The 15,886-nt window shown below is 31.2% G+C and carries 16 protein-coding genes; 4 read left to right on the top strand and 12 right to left on the bottom strand.

Annotation, left to right across the window (positions count from 1 at the left end; genetic code table 11):
- The first annotated feature begins 18 nt into the window (after positions 1-18).
- Positions 19-987: a tryptophan--tRNA ligase gene (gene trpS / locus GQR92_RS13205; RefSeq protein ID WP_158840287.1), complete on the top strand. Its 969-nt coding sequence runs from the start codon at positions 19-21 to the stop codon at positions 985-987.
- Between the two features lie 65 nt (positions 988-1,052).
- Here the strand turns inward: trpS and GQR92_RS13200 are convergent, their stop codons facing one another.
- The 12 genes from GQR92_RS13200 to trhO all read right to left on the bottom strand — a co-directional run bounded on the left by GQR92_RS13200 (position 1,053) and on the right by trhO (position 12,516).
- Positions 1,053-2,036 (bottom strand): DUF4837 family protein, encoded by a 984-nt coding sequence (locus GQR92_RS13200; RefSeq protein ID WP_158840285.1) that lies wholly within the window; start codon positions 2,034-2,036, stop codon positions 1,053-1,055.
- Between the two features lie 185 nt (positions 2,037-2,221).
- On the bottom strand, positions 2,222-3,538 hold the full coding sequence (locus GQR92_RS13195; protein WP_158840283.1) for a lytic transglycosylase domain-containing protein: 1,317 nt from the start codon (positions 3,536-3,538) through the stop codon (positions 2,222-2,224).
- Positions 3,539-3,546: 8 nt separating this feature from the next.
- Positions 3,547-4,308, bottom strand: a complete 762-nt coding sequence (locus tag GQR92_RS13190) for an exodeoxyribonuclease III (protein WP_158840281.1) — start codon at positions 4,306-4,308, stop codon at positions 3,547-3,549.
- 64 nt (positions 4,309-4,372) lie between these two features.
- Positions 4,373-4,606, bottom strand: coding sequence for a hypothetical protein (locus GQR92_RS13185; RefSeq protein ID WP_158840279.1), 234 nt, complete (start codon positions 4,604-4,606; stop codon positions 4,373-4,375).
- Between the two features lies 1 nt (position 4,607).
- Positions 4,608-5,261: a 3-oxoacid CoA-transferase subunit B gene (locus GQR92_RS13180; RefSeq protein WP_158840277.1), complete on the bottom strand. Its 654-nt coding sequence runs from the start codon at positions 5,259-5,261 to the stop codon at positions 4,608-4,610.
- 95 nt (positions 5,262-5,356) lie between these two features.
- Positions 5,357-6,058 (bottom strand): CoA transferase subunit A, encoded by a 702-nt coding sequence (locus GQR92_RS13175; protein WP_158840275.1) that lies wholly within the window; start codon positions 6,056-6,058, stop codon positions 5,357-5,359.
- 149 nt (positions 6,059-6,207) lie between these two features.
- Positions 6,208-8,475, bottom strand: a complete 2,268-nt coding sequence (locus GQR92_RS13170) for a transglycosylase domain-containing protein (protein ID WP_158840273.1) — start codon at positions 8,473-8,475, stop codon at positions 6,208-6,210.
- 71 nt (positions 8,476-8,546) lie between these two features.
- Entirely contained in the window at positions 8,547-9,041 is a 495-nt protein-coding gene (locus GQR92_RS13165; RefSeq protein WP_158840271.1) for a gliding motility lipoprotein GldH, read from the bottom strand.
- On the bottom strand, positions 9,016-10,554 hold the full coding sequence (locus tag GQR92_RS13160) for a PSP1 domain-containing protein (RefSeq protein WP_158840269.1): 1,539 nt from the start codon (positions 10,552-10,554) through the stop codon (positions 9,016-9,018). Before GQR92_RS13160 ends, GQR92_RS13165 begins: the two co-directional genes overlap by 26 nt.
- Positions 10,555-10,929: 375 nt before the next feature.
- Positions 10,930-11,190 carry a Txe/YoeB family addiction module toxin gene (locus GQR92_RS13155; protein ID WP_158840267.1) on the bottom strand — a complete coding sequence of 87 codons (261 nt, stop codon included), beginning with the start codon at positions 11,188-11,190 and terminating at the stop codon, positions 10,930-10,932.
- Positions 11,191-11,439 (bottom strand): type II toxin-antitoxin system Phd/YefM family antitoxin, encoded by a 249-nt coding sequence (locus tag GQR92_RS13150; RefSeq protein WP_158840265.1) that lies wholly within the window; start codon positions 11,437-11,439, stop codon positions 11,191-11,193.
- 45 nt (positions 11,440-11,484) lie between these two features.
- Positions 11,485-12,516 (bottom strand): oxygen-dependent tRNA uridine(34) hydroxylase TrhO, encoded by a 1,032-nt coding sequence (gene trhO / locus GQR92_RS13145; RefSeq protein WP_158840263.1) that lies wholly within the window; start codon positions 12,514-12,516, stop codon positions 11,485-11,487.
- A gap of 407 nt (positions 12,517-12,923) precedes the next feature.
- Between trhO and GQR92_RS13140 the strand changes: the two genes are divergently transcribed.
- From GQR92_RS13140 to GQR92_RS13130, 3 genes are all read left to right on the top strand, one after another.
- Positions 12,924-13,913: an aspartate-semialdehyde dehydrogenase gene (locus GQR92_RS13140; RefSeq protein ID WP_158840261.1), complete on the top strand. Its 990-nt coding sequence runs from the start codon at positions 12,924-12,926 to the stop codon at positions 13,911-13,913.
- Between the two features lie 14 nt (positions 13,914-13,927).
- A complete protein-coding gene (locus tag GQR92_RS13135; RefSeq protein WP_158840259.1) occupies positions 13,928-14,974 on the top strand; it encodes a ferredoxin--NADP reductase in 1,047 nt (348 codons plus the stop codon).
- A 95-nt stretch (positions 14,975-15,069) separates the two neighbouring features.
- Entirely contained in the window at positions 15,070-15,735 is a 666-nt protein-coding gene (locus GQR92_RS13130; RefSeq protein ID WP_158840257.1) for a LysE family translocator, read from the top strand.
- The last annotated feature ends 151 nt before the right edge of the window (positions 15,736-15,886 follow it).

Raw genomic sequence — 15,886 nt, 5'->3', positions numbered from 1 at the left:
TAATATAAACACAGTATAATGTCAAGAATTTTAACAGGTGTACAAAGTACAGGAACACCACATTTAGGAAATTTATTAGGTGCAATTTTACCTGCTGTAAAAATGTCTAATAACCCAGATAACGAAGCTTTCCTTTTTATTGCAGACATGCATTCTTTAACACAAATTAAAAATGGAAAAGAATTAAGAGAAAACACATATAGCACCGCTGCTACTTGGCTTGCTTGTGGCTTAGATATTAATAAAACTGTTTTTTATAGACAAAGTGATGTACCACAAACAACAGAGTTAACGTGGTATTTAAACTGCTTTTTTCCTTACCAGAGATTAACTTTGGCACATGGTTTTAAAGATAAAGCAGATAGATTAGGTGATGTAAACACAGGTTTATTTACTTACCCAATGTTAATGGCGGCAGATATCTTATTGTATGATGCAGAAATTGTTCCTGTTGGTAAAGATCAATTACAGCATTTAGAAATGACACGTGATGTTGCCAATAGATTTAACAATATTGTTGGAGAAACATTAGTGCCACCAGAAGCTAAAATACAAGAAGGCACAAAATTAGTTCCCGGAACTGATGGTGAGAAAATGAGTAAATCTAGAAATAACATTATCAATATTTTCTTACCAGATAAAAAATTAAGAAAACAAATAATGTCTATTAAAACAGATAGCTTAGGTTTAGAAGAGCCTAAAAACCCGGATACTGATAATGTTTTTGCTATTTATAAACTATTAGCTTCTGATGCTCAAATTGCAAAAATGAGAGCAAATTACGAAGGTGGTAATTATGGATATGGACACGCAAAACAAGCTTTGTACGAATTGATTCTTGAAGATTTTGCTACGATTAGAGAACGCTATAATCACTTTATGGAAAACAAGCATGAAATTGATGCCGCTTTAAAAATCGGAGCAGAAAAAGCATCTGTAGTTGCTAAAGGAGTTTTAAAAAGAGTAAGAGCCAAAATTGGTTATTAATAAAATAAGAGCATAAAAAAACCGAAAGTAAATACTTTCGGTTTTTTTTTTATAATTTAGTTCTTTTACTTAATCTTCATTGATTTAGCTATTGCTTCTAGCTCAAACAAAAATGCTCTTTTATTTACAGATGGTGCATAGGTAAATCCTTCAAAAATAATTAACCTATTATTCTTTTTATCAACCACAGTATAGTTTAAAAAAGGCCCTGCCATAAAATCATTTTTCACTTCCCATTTTCCGCGAGTTTCATAGGCTGTTTTACCATCTATAACCGCATCAAAAGTAAAAGGTGTATATGCTTTTTCTGTAATCATATGCATGGTTTCTGGGTCTGAACCCGGAATGTATTTTTTACCAATTCTGTTTCTTACAGCCACAATACTATCAGAAACTTTAGTTTCATCTTCTAAAGGAACCGAATACACTAAAATATTATTACTTCCTGTTTTTGCAATTCCGCTAGATAAATGTTGACGTAACCATAAAAAATCACCAGTATCATCTACTGTATTAAACTTGTCATTAATGGTTAATGAAATTCCTAAATTTTGCAATGTTTTAAATTGAGAATCATCTAATTTATGTTTTGCAAACAAATGCTGAACCATATTTATGTCTGATTCTATAAATGTTTTAATGATTTCTTTTTCGTGCTTTTTAAACATCTTTACAACACCTGCTCTGTCTTTAGCATATACGTAAACAACTGTTTGCGGTTGTGCATACACGTTGTTTCTTACATAAAATTTCTCTTCGTCACCAACTCCAATAATCATAATATTTCTACCCACTTTCATCATGGTTCCAAATCCATTCGGAGCCACTTGAGATACCGATAAAAGAGATTCTGGTTGCGGCAAACCTACCATCAGTTCTCCAAAAGAGTTTCTTATTTCTTTACCAATATCACCAGCCCAATCAGTCGCTTTGGTAACCACCATTACTTTGTTTACTTTACCAACTGATGATCGTAGTGTAATTTTATCATTACCTCCACAAGAAGTTAGTAGCAGTACAATTGCTAATAGGGTAAATATTTTTTTCATAAGTTTAGCTTTTTAAGTTTCGTTCTAAGTTTTCATTCTTAACACTCCAAATATTGTTCCATTTTTAGTTTTAAATCCACAGAAACAGTATTTATTTAATAGAGAACTTAAAAACCAACTCTCTTTTTAGAATTACACAGACCTTTTATACTCTTTTTTGTAAAATTTTCCTTTATTAATACTATTTAACCACCAATTTTCTTAGGGTAAACAGATAATCTTTGCCCTATTTTTAATCGACTTGTTTTTAAACCATTCCAACGTTTAAGATCACTAACACGTACACCAAATTTATTTGCAATTTTACCTAAAAAATCGCCACTTTTTACTTTGTAACGAATACGTTGATCCATTTCAAAGTATTTAGGCAAAGGTTTTTCTCTTTGTGCATCATCTGTATCTGCTAAAGCATAAATTTCTATCTCTTTATCTAAAAACGCAATAATTTTATCGCTAGGTAATCTTAAAGCGTAATTTTTGTCTTTTATAAACGGAATAATATCTAATTTGTAAGATGGATTTAATTCTGATAAAACTTCTTCATCAATAGCTAATTTTTCTGAAATTTGATCGAAACTAATGGTTCTTTTTATTTGGATTGTATCCGTTTGAAAATTGAAAAATTGTGGTAATTCAGAATAAATATTATGCTCATTTGCATATTCAAAAATATACATAGTTGCATAAAAAGCAGGCACATAACTTGCCGTTTCTCTTGGTAAATAAGGTCTAATATTCCAGTAATTTTTATATCCTCCAGAACGTTTTATGGCTTTTCTTACGTTTCCTGGTCCTGAATTATATGCTGCTAAAGCCAAATCCCAATCACCAAAAATGGTAAACAACTGACTTAAATATTTACATGCAGCAATGGTTGCTTTTACAGGATCTTGACGTTCATCTACATAAGAACTTACTTTTAAATCAAACTCAATTCCTGTACCATACATAAACTGCCACAAACCTGTTGCCCCAACGGGCGATTTTATCTTAGGTCTTAAAGCCGATTCTACAATGGCCAAATATTTCATTTCTAAAGGAATATCATATTGATCTAGATATCGCTCAAACATTGGAAAATAATATTTTGCTTTTGCAAATAAACCTGGATAGTATTTTTTACGATACAATAAATAACTATTAATTACATTTTCTAAAGAGGAATTATAAGCTAAATTAAAAGGCGTTTTATTGTTTAATGCAGCAAGACGTAACTTTAATAAATCTGTTGTTAAAACTGTAGTTGTATTGCCAATAATATCTTTATCATTGATAACATAAGCCAGAGAATCTACTAATAATGAATTGAATTTTTCATTCACCAATAAACTATCAATAAGATCTAAGTCGTTATCAGAAAAGAATGATTGCTCAATTGGTTCTTTTATAGAATCTTTGGCAATAAATATAGTATCCCTTTTTACATTAAGAGATAAGGTTTCTTTTTTCTCTTGAGAAAAAATAGAACTAGTTATTAGGAGGAATATAATTAGTTTCTTCATATATAATTTTAAAATTTAAGTTCTACAGCAATAGGACAATGATCTGAATGTTTGGCTTCTGGTAAAATATATGCTCTAGAAATCTGCTCTTTTAAGGGCTCAGAAACCATAGCATAATCTAAACGCCAACCTTTATTATTTGCTCTAGAATTTGCTCTGTAACTCCACCAAGAATATTCTTGTTTTTCTTGATTTAAAAAACGAAAACTATCTATAAATCCGTTTTTAATAAAATCTCCCATCCAAGTTCTTTCTTCAGGTAAAAACCCAGAAACTCCTTTCATTTTAGGATTGTGAATGTCTATTTCTTCATGACAAATATTATAATCGCCACAAATAACTAAATTAGGAATTTCTTGTTTTAAATTATTGATGTATTCTTGAAATTCATCCATATAATTAAACTTAAAACTCAATCTTTCAGAATTTGTTCCGGATGGTAAATACAAACTCATTACAGAAACATTATCAAAATCTACACGTAAATTTCTACCTTCAAAATCCATCGATTCTATTCCGGTTCCGTATGCTATATGATTTGGTTTTTCTTTACAAAAAATGGCTACAGAAGAATACCCTTTTTTCTGTGCAGAAAACCAATAATGATAAGGATAACCTGCGTTTTCAAAATCAGTAAGATCTAATTGTTCTTTATGTGCTTTGGTTTCTTGTATGCAAATTACATCTGGATTTGCAGCTTCTAACCAATCTAAAAAACCTTTTTTTAAGGCTGCTCTAATTCCGTTTACGTTGTATGATATTATTTTCATAAGTTCATATTTACTTCTTCCCTTTTCAACTTCGTTTGATACAAACTTTAGGAAAAAGTATTTTTTATTTTACTTTATTATTAATTACTTTATTAAAGAATAACAATTTTATCTGTTCTTCTTCCCCATTTTGTCTGTCAACCATTGTTACTCTAGGTGATAAAATATAAGCCAAACTCACAGCAATCATGCCATTTATCCAAATTTCTTCAATAAGAAAAATTTTATCTAAAATCAACATAAAAAACGCTATCAAAATAGGGTTTATTAACCAATATGTTTTTTTAAATAGTTTCATTTTAAATATTCATTTCCGGAATCTCGCCATTTACAATTAAAGTTCCTTCTGTAGCTTTTTTAATTTCTTCAACAGAAACCCCAGGAGCTCTTTCTAATAAATGGAAAGCACCATTTTTTACTTCTAAAAAAGCTAAATTTGTAACTATTTTAGTTACGCAACCAACTCCTGTTAATGGCAAAGAACATTTTTTTAAAATCTTAGATTCACCATGCTTATTAGTGTGCATCATAGCCACAATAATATTTTCTGCAGAAGCCACTAAATCCATTGCTCCACCCATACCTTTTACCATTTTACCTGGAATCTTCCAGTTGGCAATATCTCCATTTTCAGCAACTTCCATAGCGCCTAAAATAGTTAAATCTACATGTTTACCACGAATCATTGCAAAACTCATTGAAGAGTCGAAAAAGCTTGCTCCTGGCATTGTAGTAATGGTTTGTTTACCTGCATTAATAATATCTGCATCCTCTTCTCCATCAAAAGGAAAAGGCCCCATTCCTAAAACTCCGTTTTCACTTTGAAATTCAACCTCTATATCATTACGAACGTAATTAGCAACTAAAGTTGGAATTCCGATTCCTAAGTTTACATAAAATCCATTTTGAACTTCCTGTGCAATTCTTTTTGCAATGCCAATTTTGTCTAACATATTCTCTTTTTTTTGTCATTCCTTTAAAAACAGGAATCTATAATTAGATAATAATTATGATATAATGGATTCCTGTCTGCGCAGGAATTACAGACTTATTGTCTTGTACGAACTGTTCTTTGTTCAATTCTTTTTTCGTAATTTTTTCCTTGAAAAATACGTTGTACAAATATTCCTGGAATATGAATATTGTTTGGATCTAATTCTCCAACCTCTACCAACTCTTCTACTTCTGCCACCGTAATAGTTGCAGCACCACACATATTAGGATTAAAGTTTCTAGATGTTCCTTTAAAAATTAAATTACCTGCAGCATCACCTTTCCACGCTTTTACAAAGGAAAAATCAGCTTTAAAAGCTGGTTCTAAGACATACATTTTTCCATCAAACTCTCTGGTTTCTTTGCCTTCTGCAACTTCTGTACCATATCCGGCAGGAGTATAAAATGCAGGAAAACCAGCTTGTGCAGCTCTACATTTTTCTGCCAATGTTCCTTGTGGAGTTAGCTCTACTTCTAACTCGCCAGATAACATTTGACGTTCAAACTCATCATTTTCTCCTACATAAGAAGAAATCATTTTTTTGATTTGTTTATTTTGAAGTAATAAGCCCAAACCAAAATCATCTACCCCTGCATTGTTAGAAATACAAGTAACCTCTCTAATATCTAAGTTGACTAATGCTGCAATAGCATTTTCAGGAATACCACATAAACCAAAACCACCCAACATAAAAGTCATACCATTTTTAACACCTTGCAGTGCTTCCTCTACATTGTTTACCTTTTTATTAATCATACTATTTCTTTTTTATAATTTATCAATTGTATCCATAAATGACATTCTAATAATTTACTAAAAAATATTTAGTACAAGAAATTTTAATAGAAAACAACTATTTTTATAAATCAGCAATTTCTAAGACAAACCTTTAAAAATTCTATTTATTAAAAATCAGTATCTTCATCTTCTCCCTTTATTTCTTTTTCATCCGATTTATCATCACAATCAATATTGATTGATAAGTTTTCTGGTTTCTCAAAATCTTCCAAACTGATATTTAATGCTTTATCTGCATAACATTTTTGCATATACAATGCCCAAGATGGCAAAGCCATAGTTGCACCTTGTCCTTTTGCAATACCTGCAAAATGGGTTGCTCTATCTTCTCCACCAGCCCAAACACCAGTTGCTAAATTAGGTACAATCCCCATAAACCAACCATCAGATTGATTTTGGGTGGTTCCTGTTTTACCAGCAATAGGATTTGTAAATTTATAAGGATGTCCTGTAATATAATCTGCTTTTTTCCAAGGTAAACGCAAACGAACACCTGAACCAGATTGAGTAACCCCTTTTAATAAATCTAAAACTACATACGCAGATTCTTCACTTAAAACCTCTTTTGTTTCTGGTGTAAACTCTTGTAGAACGGTTCCGTTTTTATCTTCAATTCTTGTTAAAATCATTGGTGCAACTCGTAATCCTTTGTTTGCAAAAGTAGAATAGGCACTTACCATTTCTAATAAAGATAAATCTACAGCACCTAATGCAATTGATGGATTTGCAGGTATGTCACTTTCTATACCGGCAGATTTTGCCAAACGAACCACATTTTCTGGAGAAACCATATCTATCAATCTAACAGACATTGTATTTACAGAACCTGCCAAACCATCTTTTAAGGTTAGCATTCCTCCATATTTTTTATTTGCGTTTTCTGGTGTCCAAGCTTTTGGAATTCCGTATTTTCCTTTTGGAATTGTATATGGAATATTCGGAAACTCATCACAAGGAGATAGTTTTAATTGATTAATAGCTGTAGCATATACAAACGGTTTAAATGTAGAACCCACTTGCCTTTTTTGTTGTGCAACTGCATCATACTTAAAATGTTTATTATCAATACCACCAACCCAAGCTTTTATATGACCAGATTGTGGTTCTATAGATAACAATCCGGCACGTAAAAAATACTTGTAATACCTTAAAGAATCCATTGGAGACATAATAGTATCTTTATCTCCTTTCCAAGAAAAAACACTCATTTTTGTTTTTTTCTTAAAAACTTCATCTATGTACTTGCTCGATTTTCCTGCTATTTTTAATCGTTTATATCTTTCAGAATTTTTCTTAGCTCTTTCTAAAATTCCGTTGATTTCACTTTTCTCTAAATCGTAAAAAGGTGCTGTTTTATTTCTTTCTTGTTCTTTAAAAAAGTAAGATTGTAAATTAGACATGTGCTCATCTATAGCTTCTTCTGCATATTTTTGCATACGAGAATCTATGGTTACATAAATTTTTAAACCATCTCTAAAAATATTATACTCTTCGCCATTTGGTTTAGGGTTTTCTTGTACCCACTTTCTTAAATATTTTTGCAAGTAGGTTCTAAAGTAAGTTGCAGAACCATCGCTATGGCCTTCTTTATTAATATTTAAACCCAAGTCTAATTGTTGCAAAGAATCTTTTTCTTGCAATGAAATAAACTCGCTACGGTTCATTTGCTTTAAAACAACATTTCTACGACCTTGAACAAGTTCTTCTCTTCTTAAAGGATTAAAATAAGACGAATTTTTAAGCATCCCTACCAACATTGCAGATTCTTGAACCGCTAACTCTTTTGGTTCTTTACCAAAATAAATACGGGATGCAGAACGAATACCAACCGCTTGGTTTAAGAAATCGTACTTATTTAAGTACATTGTTAAGATTTCATTTTTGGTATATTGTCTTTCTAATTTAATTGCAACCACCCATTCTTTTACTTTCTGACCAACTCTTAAAAATATATTTCTAGAAGCTCTCCCCGTAAACAACATTTTTGCTAATTGCTGCGTTAAAGTACTTGCGCCTCCACTACCTGGTTTTAAAATGGCTCTTGCTGTTCCTTTAAAATCGATACCAGAATGTTCGAAAAAACGTTCATCTTCGGTTGCAACTAAAGCTTTTACCAAATTATCTGGTAAGTCTTTAAATTTAATAGGTGTTCTGTTTTCTGTAGCGTACTTACCTAAGGTTTTACCATCCGAAGAAATAATTTCTGTAGCTAAATTATTTTCTGGATTTTCTAATTCTTCAAAGGTTGGTAATTTACCTAAACCTCCCCAAGAAGCTATTAAAAACAATAATAGTATTGCGGCAAATCCGCCAAGGATTAGTAGCCAAAACCATTTTATATATTTTCTAAAACCTGTTGTTTTCTCTTTTGTCATAATAAAAAACTGTTTCTCAACATAGCTGAGATTTCATTAATTTCTCTTTCCCGTGCAAACGAGAACCTTATCTAATTTTCGATGCTAAAACCAACATCCAGAATTCCTTTTAAAAACTCAATTGGATTTACATCACCATTTTTACGCATTGCATGGCGCACATTAAAAATGTATTTTCCAGAAATAGGAAACGCCTTTTTTTCTTTATAAAATAATTTATTTTCTTTAATCTCTGTAAACCCTTCTCCTAAAAACCGTCCTGTTTTATCTGCCATTTCATATTGCAGCGTATCTACCACCTTGGTTTCGTTCGGAAAAACAAGTTCAGTAATAACGTATAAATTGCTAAAGGCGTATTCACTATTATTTCTAATATTGATAAATAGGTTTTTTGGAGCAATGGTATCTTTTACATCAAACTCAAAAACTACTTTTTCATTCGCTTTCCATCCTTCTGAACCTACTGATTTATATTGATTAAAATCAGTTGTATCATCACAAGAAAACATCAAAAAAAGAGCTACTAAAACAATTGAAAAATTATTTCTTTTCAGAATTGTCATCATTCTTAGGGTTGGTGTTTTTATTATTTCGATTATTTCTTCTTGGTTTATTTACCTTCTTAACTTCTCCTTCTGGTTTATTTTCTATTCCTTGAGCTTTTGGTCTTGGTCTTGGCCTTGGTTTTGGTTTTGGTTTAGGCTTCTGCACAACATCTTGCTTAACCTTTTGATTTGGGTTTTGGTTAGGATTATTGTTAGGCTTTGGTTTCTGATTTGGGTTTGTATTCGGTTGCTTCTTTACCTGTGGCTTTCTTTTTTGATTTGGGTTTGGCTTCTGGTTAGGAGTTGGTTTTGCCTTTTGATTTGGGTTTACCTTTGCCGTTGGTTTATTACGTGTATTAGTAGTATTAGCAACTGCAACCGGTTTTTTCTTATTTTTATTTCTATTATTTCGCTTACGATTACTCGTTTTTGGAACATCGAAACGTGTTAAACTATCTTGCCCAACAGCATCTTCGAAATCTACTTTTACAGGAATTTCTACATCTGCTTCATATTCTTCTAACGAAATAGATTTCTCGTTATTCTTATTAAGATCAACTATTTCTAAAACTTGTTCTAAAGTAAGTCTAAACCATTTAAAACGTTCTTCTTTGTATGTATACCAAAGATGATTTTTAAAAATATCCATCTTTACAAAAACAGCATCTCCTTTTTCTGTTTTTAATACTAAATCTTGTTTAGGGAATGTTTTTAAGGCATCTAAATACGTATCTAATTCAAAATTTAAACAACATTTTAATTTACCACATTGACCGGCTAACTTTAAAGGATTTAAAGATAATTGTTGATAACGAGCCGCAGAAGTTGTTACTTTTCTAAAATCTGTTAACCACGTAGAACAACACAACTCTCTACCACAAGAACCAATACCACCTAATCTTGCAGCTTCTTGTCTTGCACCAACTTGTTTCATTTCTACACGAATAGAAAAAGCACTTGCCAAATCTCTAATTAACTGTCTAAAATCTACTCTTGTTTCTGCAGTATAGTAAAAAGTAGCTTTGTTTCCATCACCTTGATATTCTACATCAGATAATTTCATTTGTAAACCTAAGCGTCCTAGAATCTCTCTTCCTTTTCGCTGCGTTTCTTCTTCTTTACCTCTTGCTTGTTGCCAAATATCAATATCTCTCTGACTTGCTATTCTGTAAATTTTCTTTACATCTTCATGATCTTCAGTAATTTTGTGCTTTTTCATTTGCACTTTTACCAATTCTCCTGCCAAAGAAACTGTACCAATATCGTGTCCTGGAGATCCTTCTACAGCAACAATATCTCCCATTGTAATGGGTAAATTTTCTGGATTTTTATAAAAATGTTTCCTTCCGTTTTTAAAACGGACTTCAAAAATATTAAATCTTTCTTGTCCACTTGGTAATGTCATATTAGACAACCAATCAAAAACGGCTAGTTTATTACTACCACTTCCGCAGGTTCCAGACCCACAATTACCATTACTCTTGCAACCTTTTGGTACTCCATTTTCTGTTGTACCACAACTTCCACATGCCATGTAAGTATATATTTTTATAGTTGATATTTTTTATAGCATATTTTTAGCAGCAAATCCACTAAAAAACCTCTCTATAAATCCTAAAAACCTCTTGGTTCATAAATTGATTATCAGACTGATACACAAACACAGCCTAATCGTCACTAATTCGTAAATATACGCATTCTCGAAGAATGAAAAAATAGGTTAATATAAAGTTCTCATAACTATTTTTATTTTTGATAACACTTCAAATGTAGTCTGAAAATTGTTTAAACTCTAAACCGTTTAGTATTTGCATCGATTAAGTTAGAATTCGTTTAAAAAGCTCTTTTTTAGACAAAAAAAGACCTCAAAAATGAGGTCTTATACTATTTAAATACGTTTATTAAAAACTTACTTTCCATAATGATAACTGCAAGCGGCAATTAACAATTGCTCATTCTCATATTTATAAACTAATCTATGTTCTGATGTTATTCTTCTAGACCAATATCCCTGTAAATCTCCTTTTAAAGCTTCTGGTTTTCCAATTCCTTCTAAAGGTGCTCGAATGCAATTTTTTATCAGTTCATTAATTCTTTTAACAATTTTTTTATCTACTTTTTGCCAATAGATATAATCGTTCCAAGAAGATGTAGACCAAATTAACTTCATTTAATCTATTATTTCTTTTTCAATTCCGTTACCAGCTTCTAGTTCTTTTAGAGAATTTAACAAAACATCTCTATTTTTACCAGTAAGTAAATAAGTAGTTTCTTTTAGAGAATTATATTCATCTAAAGAAATTAAAACTAAATCTTTACCTCCTTTTCTTTTAATGACAATATCGCTTACATCATTAAAAACCTTATCGAACCAATGTTTTAAATTGGAACGAAAATCTGTATAATTTACTGTTTCCATAAAACAAAGACGCTAAAAAAGAACTTATTTAAGTACGTTTTAACCTTACTTCTTAAACTTTAAAACTTCCGATCTTCCTTTTTTAAAGATTTTATTGCTATTTCCCTTCCCTTTTCTAAGCTCTTTTTGTTCTTCGAAAGTCAGTTGAATTATTTCTTGGCAATCTGTAGAACAAGTATTTTCCATAGCTTCTGAACATTCATCACACTGAATAAACAATAAATGACATGCTTCGTTGGCGCAGTTGGTATGTTCGTCACACGCTTTACCGCATTGGTGACAGTTAGAAACAACATCATCTGTAATACGTTCTGCTCTTCTATGATCGAACACAAAGTTTTTACCGATAAATTTATTCTCTATTCCTTCTTCTTTTACTTGACGCGTATATTCTATAATTCCGCCTTCTAACTGAAAAACGTTTTTAAAACCTTTGTGTTTGTAATATGCAGATGCTTTTTCGCAACGAATTCCGCCTGTACAATACATCAATAAGTTTTTGTCTTCTTTGTTGTCTTTTAAATCTTCTTCTATAATGTCTAAAGAATCTCTAAAAGTATCTACATCTGGTGTTACAGCGCCAAAGAAATGACCAATTTCACTTTCGTAATGGTTACGCATATCTACACAAACTGTGTCTGGATTTGCTAACATTGCATTAAATTCTTGTGCATTTAAATGAACTCCTTTTGCGGTAACATCAAAAGTTTCGTCATTTAAACCATCGGCAACAATTTTGTTTCTAACTTTTACTTTTAGCTTTAAAAACGATTTATTATCGTGCTCTACTGCCACATTTAAACGGATATCCTTTAAAAAAGAAATACTGTCTAATTGATCTTTTAAGGCATAAAAGTTTTCTGATGGAACAGAAAGTTGCGCATTAATACCTTCGTAAGAAACATAAATTCTACCAAGTACATCTAATGCATTCCATTCTAGAAATAACTTGTCTCTAAGTAATTGTGGGTTTTCTATCTTAAAATATTGATAAAAGGAAATTGTTAAGCGGTCTTTGCCAGCTTCGTCTATTAATGCAGCGCGTTCTATGGCGCTTAACTTATTGTACAGTTGCATGCTATACTAATTAGGTTTAACGTTTTAAACTGAATTTGTTTCAGTTTCTATAATTGCAAAGTTACAAATTTTAGAAACAGATATTATGACTTTTATCAGGGATTTACTAGCTTTTACAGCATACTAAAATAAGTTAGCAAACGGGTTTAGCCCAGATTGAAGCATTTGTTTGAGCTCTTTTTTGGCTTTTTAGACAAAAAAAGCGAGTGCGGAAAGCTGGAAATAGCTTCTAAAGAATAAAATAAGATTGCTTCGTACCTCGCAATGACAATAAAGTTTAAATTTAAACATTAGAAATTTTTGTGAATCAATTTTAAACTTTAGTTGATTTAGAACGATTTAAGTGATTTGTATGATTATTATTTTTAAGATATTTGCAACTCAATTTATAATTAAATTTTTAGGCGATGAAAATAGCTGTAGTTGGTGCAACTGGAATGGTGGGCACAGTAATGTTGAAAGTTTTAGAAGAACGTAATTTACCAATAACGGAATTGATTCCTGTAGCATCTGAAAGATCTGCTGGAAAAAAATTAACCTATAAAGGAAAAGAATATACCATAGTAACCTTAGCAGATGCCGTAAAAATGAAGCCAGATGTTGCTTTATTTTCTGCCGGTGGAGATACTTCTGTAGAATGGGCACCTAAATTTGCTGAAGTTGGTACAACAGTTATTGATAATTCTTCTGCTTGGAGAATGGACCCAACTAAGAAATTAGTGGTACCAGAAATTAATGGAGATGTTTTAACTAAGGATGATAAAATTATTGCGAACCCAAATTGTTCTACAATACAGTTAGTTGCAGTATTGTCTCCTTTACATTTAAAATATAAAATGAAACGTGTAGTTATTTCTACGTATCAATCTGTTTCTGGTTCTGGTGTTAAAGCGGTACAGCAACTAGATAATGAAGAGGCTGGTATTGATGGAGAAATGGCATATCCGCATAAAATTGGTAGAAATGCAATTCCTCATTGTGATGTTTTCTTAGAAAATGGATACACAAAAGAAGAAATGAAATTAGTTAAAGAACCAAAAAAGATTTTACGTGATGATTCTTTTTCTGTAACGGCAACTGCTGTTAGAATACCTACCGCTGGTGGACATTCTGAAGCTGTAAATGTACAGTTTGAAAATGCATTTGACTTGGCAGAAGTTAGAAAAATATTAAGTGAAACTCCTGGTGTTATTGTAGAAGATGATTTGGCTAACAACGTTTATCCGATGGCAATAAATGCACATGATAAAGATGAAGTATTTGTTGGACGAATTAGAAGGGATGAATCTCAAGAAAATACCTTAAATTTGTGGATTGTTGCAGATAACCTTAGAAAAGGAGCAGCAACTAACACAATACAAATTGCCGAATATTTAATAGAAAATAATTTGGTGTAAAATATACATTTTTAATGTCAACATTTCACAAAGTAAACATACAAGAAGTGATAAGAGAAACCGCAGATGCGGTTTCTCTTGTGTTTAAAATACCCGGTAATTTAAAGGCAAAATTTGCTTTTCATTCTGGGCAATACTTAACACTTAAAAAAACAATTAACGGTAAAGAAGTTAGAAGAGCGTATTCTATCTGTTCATCGCCAAGTGATAGTTATTTAAAAGTAGCTGTAAAAGCAGTTGAGAATGGTACTTTTTCTACATATGCTAACACTGAATTAAAAGAAGGGAATTTCATAGAGATTTCTGAACCAGAAGGGAAGTTTATTTTAGAACCTAAAGCTAATAAAAATTACATTGCTTTTGCAGCTGGTTCTGGTATTACACCAATTCTTTCTATGATAAAAGATGTATTAGAGAACGAAACTTCGTCTACTTTTACTTTAATCTACGGAAACAAGACCGCAGAAGATACAATCTTTAAAAGCGAATTAGATGCTTTAAAGGAAGCAAATTCCGATCGTTTTAACCTACACTACATTTGTAGTAGAGAACAACAAGAAGGTTCTTTATTTGGTAGAATAGACAAAGCACACACTAATTTTTACATAAATAACAGTTACAAGGGCACCACATTTGATTCGGCTTATTTATGCGGACCAGAGTCTATGATAAATGAAGTTTCGGCAACGCTTTTAGAGCGTGGTTTTGCAAAAGAAAATATTCATTTAGAATTGTTTACGGTTTCTATTGATAAGGAAGCAGTATCTGAAATTAAAGAAGGGGATTCTGAAGTAATTGTTTTATTAGATGACGAGGAAACTACATTTATAATGAAACAGACTGATAATATTTTATCTGCTAGTTTACGTAACAATTTAGATGCACCTTATTCTTGCCAAGGTGGCGTTTGTAGTTCTTGTATGTGTAAAGTTACAGAAGGAAAAGCCATAATGGTTAAGAACTCAATTTTAACGGATAGTGAAATTGAAGAAGGATTGGTTTTAGCTTGCCAAGCATATCCTACAACTTCCAAAATAAAGATAGATTTTGATGATGTTTAAGTATTAAATCTAAACAATATTATATATTTTATTTAAAAAGGATGGTTTCTCCATCCTTTTTTTTATCCCTCAAATAAAAATCTTAATTTTATACAATGGATATTTACGACTTTAAAAATGCATTCTTAATAGGTTTTTTTATGGCTTTTATGATAGGACCTGTATTCTTTATGCTAATTCAAATTAGTATTTTAAAAGGTGCTAGAGCTGCTATTTCATTTGATATTGGAGTTGTCTTAGGTGATATTACTTTTATATTAATAGCTTATTACGGAAGTAGGTCTTTATTAGAGAAAATAAAAGATGATCCTAGACTTTATTTTGTTGGTGGTTTGGTCTTAATCGTCTACGGATTGATTACATACTTTGATAAACAAAACAAAAAAGAAGCCTTAGAACATACTAAAACTATTGAAGTTCCTGTTAAGAGTAATTATATAAAATTGTTTTTTAAAGGGTACTTTTTAAACTTTATCAATATTGGTGTTTTGGCATTTTGGTTAGGAACCGTTTTAGTTATTGGTCCTACTTTAGATATGAATCCTAATAGTATTTTTTGGTACTTTGCAACGGTAATTCTTGGTTATGCAGTAACAGATTTAGGCAAGATACTTTTAGCCAAACAGCTAAAAAACAAAATGACTCCTTTGGTTATCTATAGAATGAAAAGAATAATGGGAATTATACTTTTTGTTTGTGGAATTTTTCTAATTCTAAAAGGTTTTATTCCTAATGATAAAATAAATGAACTTATAAACTAAGTCATCATCTTTAACTTTAATGCAATAGTCTTTAAAGACGATGAAACTGCATTTAAATAAACAAATAAGACCGATTTAAGCCAGAGTATATAACTCAAGGAAAAGTACCTTTATAATATTAAGTATTTAAAAATCATCCTTTATAATACAG

This window comes from Polaribacter sp. L3A8 (assembly GCF_009796785.1).
GTDB lineage: Bacteria > Bacteroidota > Bacteroidia > Flavobacteriales > Flavobacteriaceae > Polaribacter.
This window is presented reverse-complemented; position numbering and strand designations above follow the sequence as displayed.

What these genes read in the sequence shown, in the direction of transcription:
- GQR92_RS13200 (WP_158840285.1), bottom strand. Translation starts at nt 2,036, where the DNA reads ATGAAAAAAATATTTACCCTATTAGCAATTGTACTGCTACTAACTTCT.
- GQR92_RS13180 (WP_158840277.1), bottom strand. Translation starts at nt 5,261, where the DNA reads ATGTTAGACAAAATTGGCATTGCAAAAAGAATTGCACAGGAAGTTCAA.
- GQR92_RS13185 (WP_158840279.1), bottom strand. Translation starts at nt 4,606, where the DNA reads ATGAAACTATTTAAAAAAACATATTGGTTAATAAACCCTATTTTGATA.
- GQR92_RS13190 (WP_158840281.1), bottom strand. Translation starts at nt 4,308, where the DNA reads ATGAAAATAATATCATACAACGTAAACGGAATTAGAGCAGCCTTAAAA.
- GQR92_RS13175 (WP_158840275.1), bottom strand. Translation starts at nt 6,058, where the DNA reads ATGATTAATAAAAAGGTAAACAATGTAGAGGAAGCACTGCAAGGTGTT.
- GQR92_RS13150 (WP_158840265.1), bottom strand. Translation starts at nt 11,439, where the DNA reads ATGGAAACAGTAAATTATACAGATTTTCGTTCCAATTTAAAACATTGG.
- GQR92_RS13160 (WP_158840269.1), bottom strand. Translation starts at nt 10,554, where the DNA reads ATGGCATGTGGAAGTTGTGGTACAACAGAAAATGGAGTACCAAAAGGT.
- GQR92_RS13135 (WP_158840259.1), top strand. Translation starts at nt 13,928, where the DNA reads ATGTCAACATTTCACAAAGTAAACATACAAGAAGTGATAAGAGAAACC.
- GQR92_RS13170 (WP_158840273.1), bottom strand. Translation starts at nt 8,475, where the DNA reads ATGACAAAAGAGAAAACAACAGGTTTTAGAAAATATATAAAATGGTTT.
- GQR92_RS13130 (WP_158840257.1), top strand. Translation starts at nt 15,070, where the DNA reads ATGGATATTTACGACTTTAAAAATGCATTCTTAATAGGTTTTTTTATG.
- GQR92_RS13140 (WP_158840261.1), top strand. Translation starts at nt 12,924, where the DNA reads ATGAAAATAGCTGTAGTTGGTGCAACTGGAATGGTGGGCACAGTAATG.
- GQR92_RS13195 (WP_158840283.1), bottom strand. Translation starts at nt 3,538, where the DNA reads ATGAAGAAACTAATTATATTCCTCCTAATAACTAGTTCTATTTTTTCT.
- GQR92_RS13165 (WP_158840271.1), bottom strand. Translation starts at nt 9,041, where the DNA reads ATGATGACAATTCTGAAAAGAAATAATTTTTCAATTGTTTTAGTAGCT.
- GQR92_RS13155 (WP_158840267.1), bottom strand. Translation starts at nt 11,190, where the DNA reads ATGAAGTTAATTTGGTCTACATCTTCTTGGAACGATTATATCTATTGG.
- trhO (WP_158840263.1), bottom strand. Translation starts at nt 12,516, where the DNA reads ATGCAACTGTACAATAAGTTAAGCGCCATAGAACGCGCTGCATTAATA.
- trpS (WP_158840287.1), top strand. Translation starts at nt 19, where the DNA reads ATGTCAAGAATTTTAACAGGTGTACAAAGTACAGGAACACCACATTTA.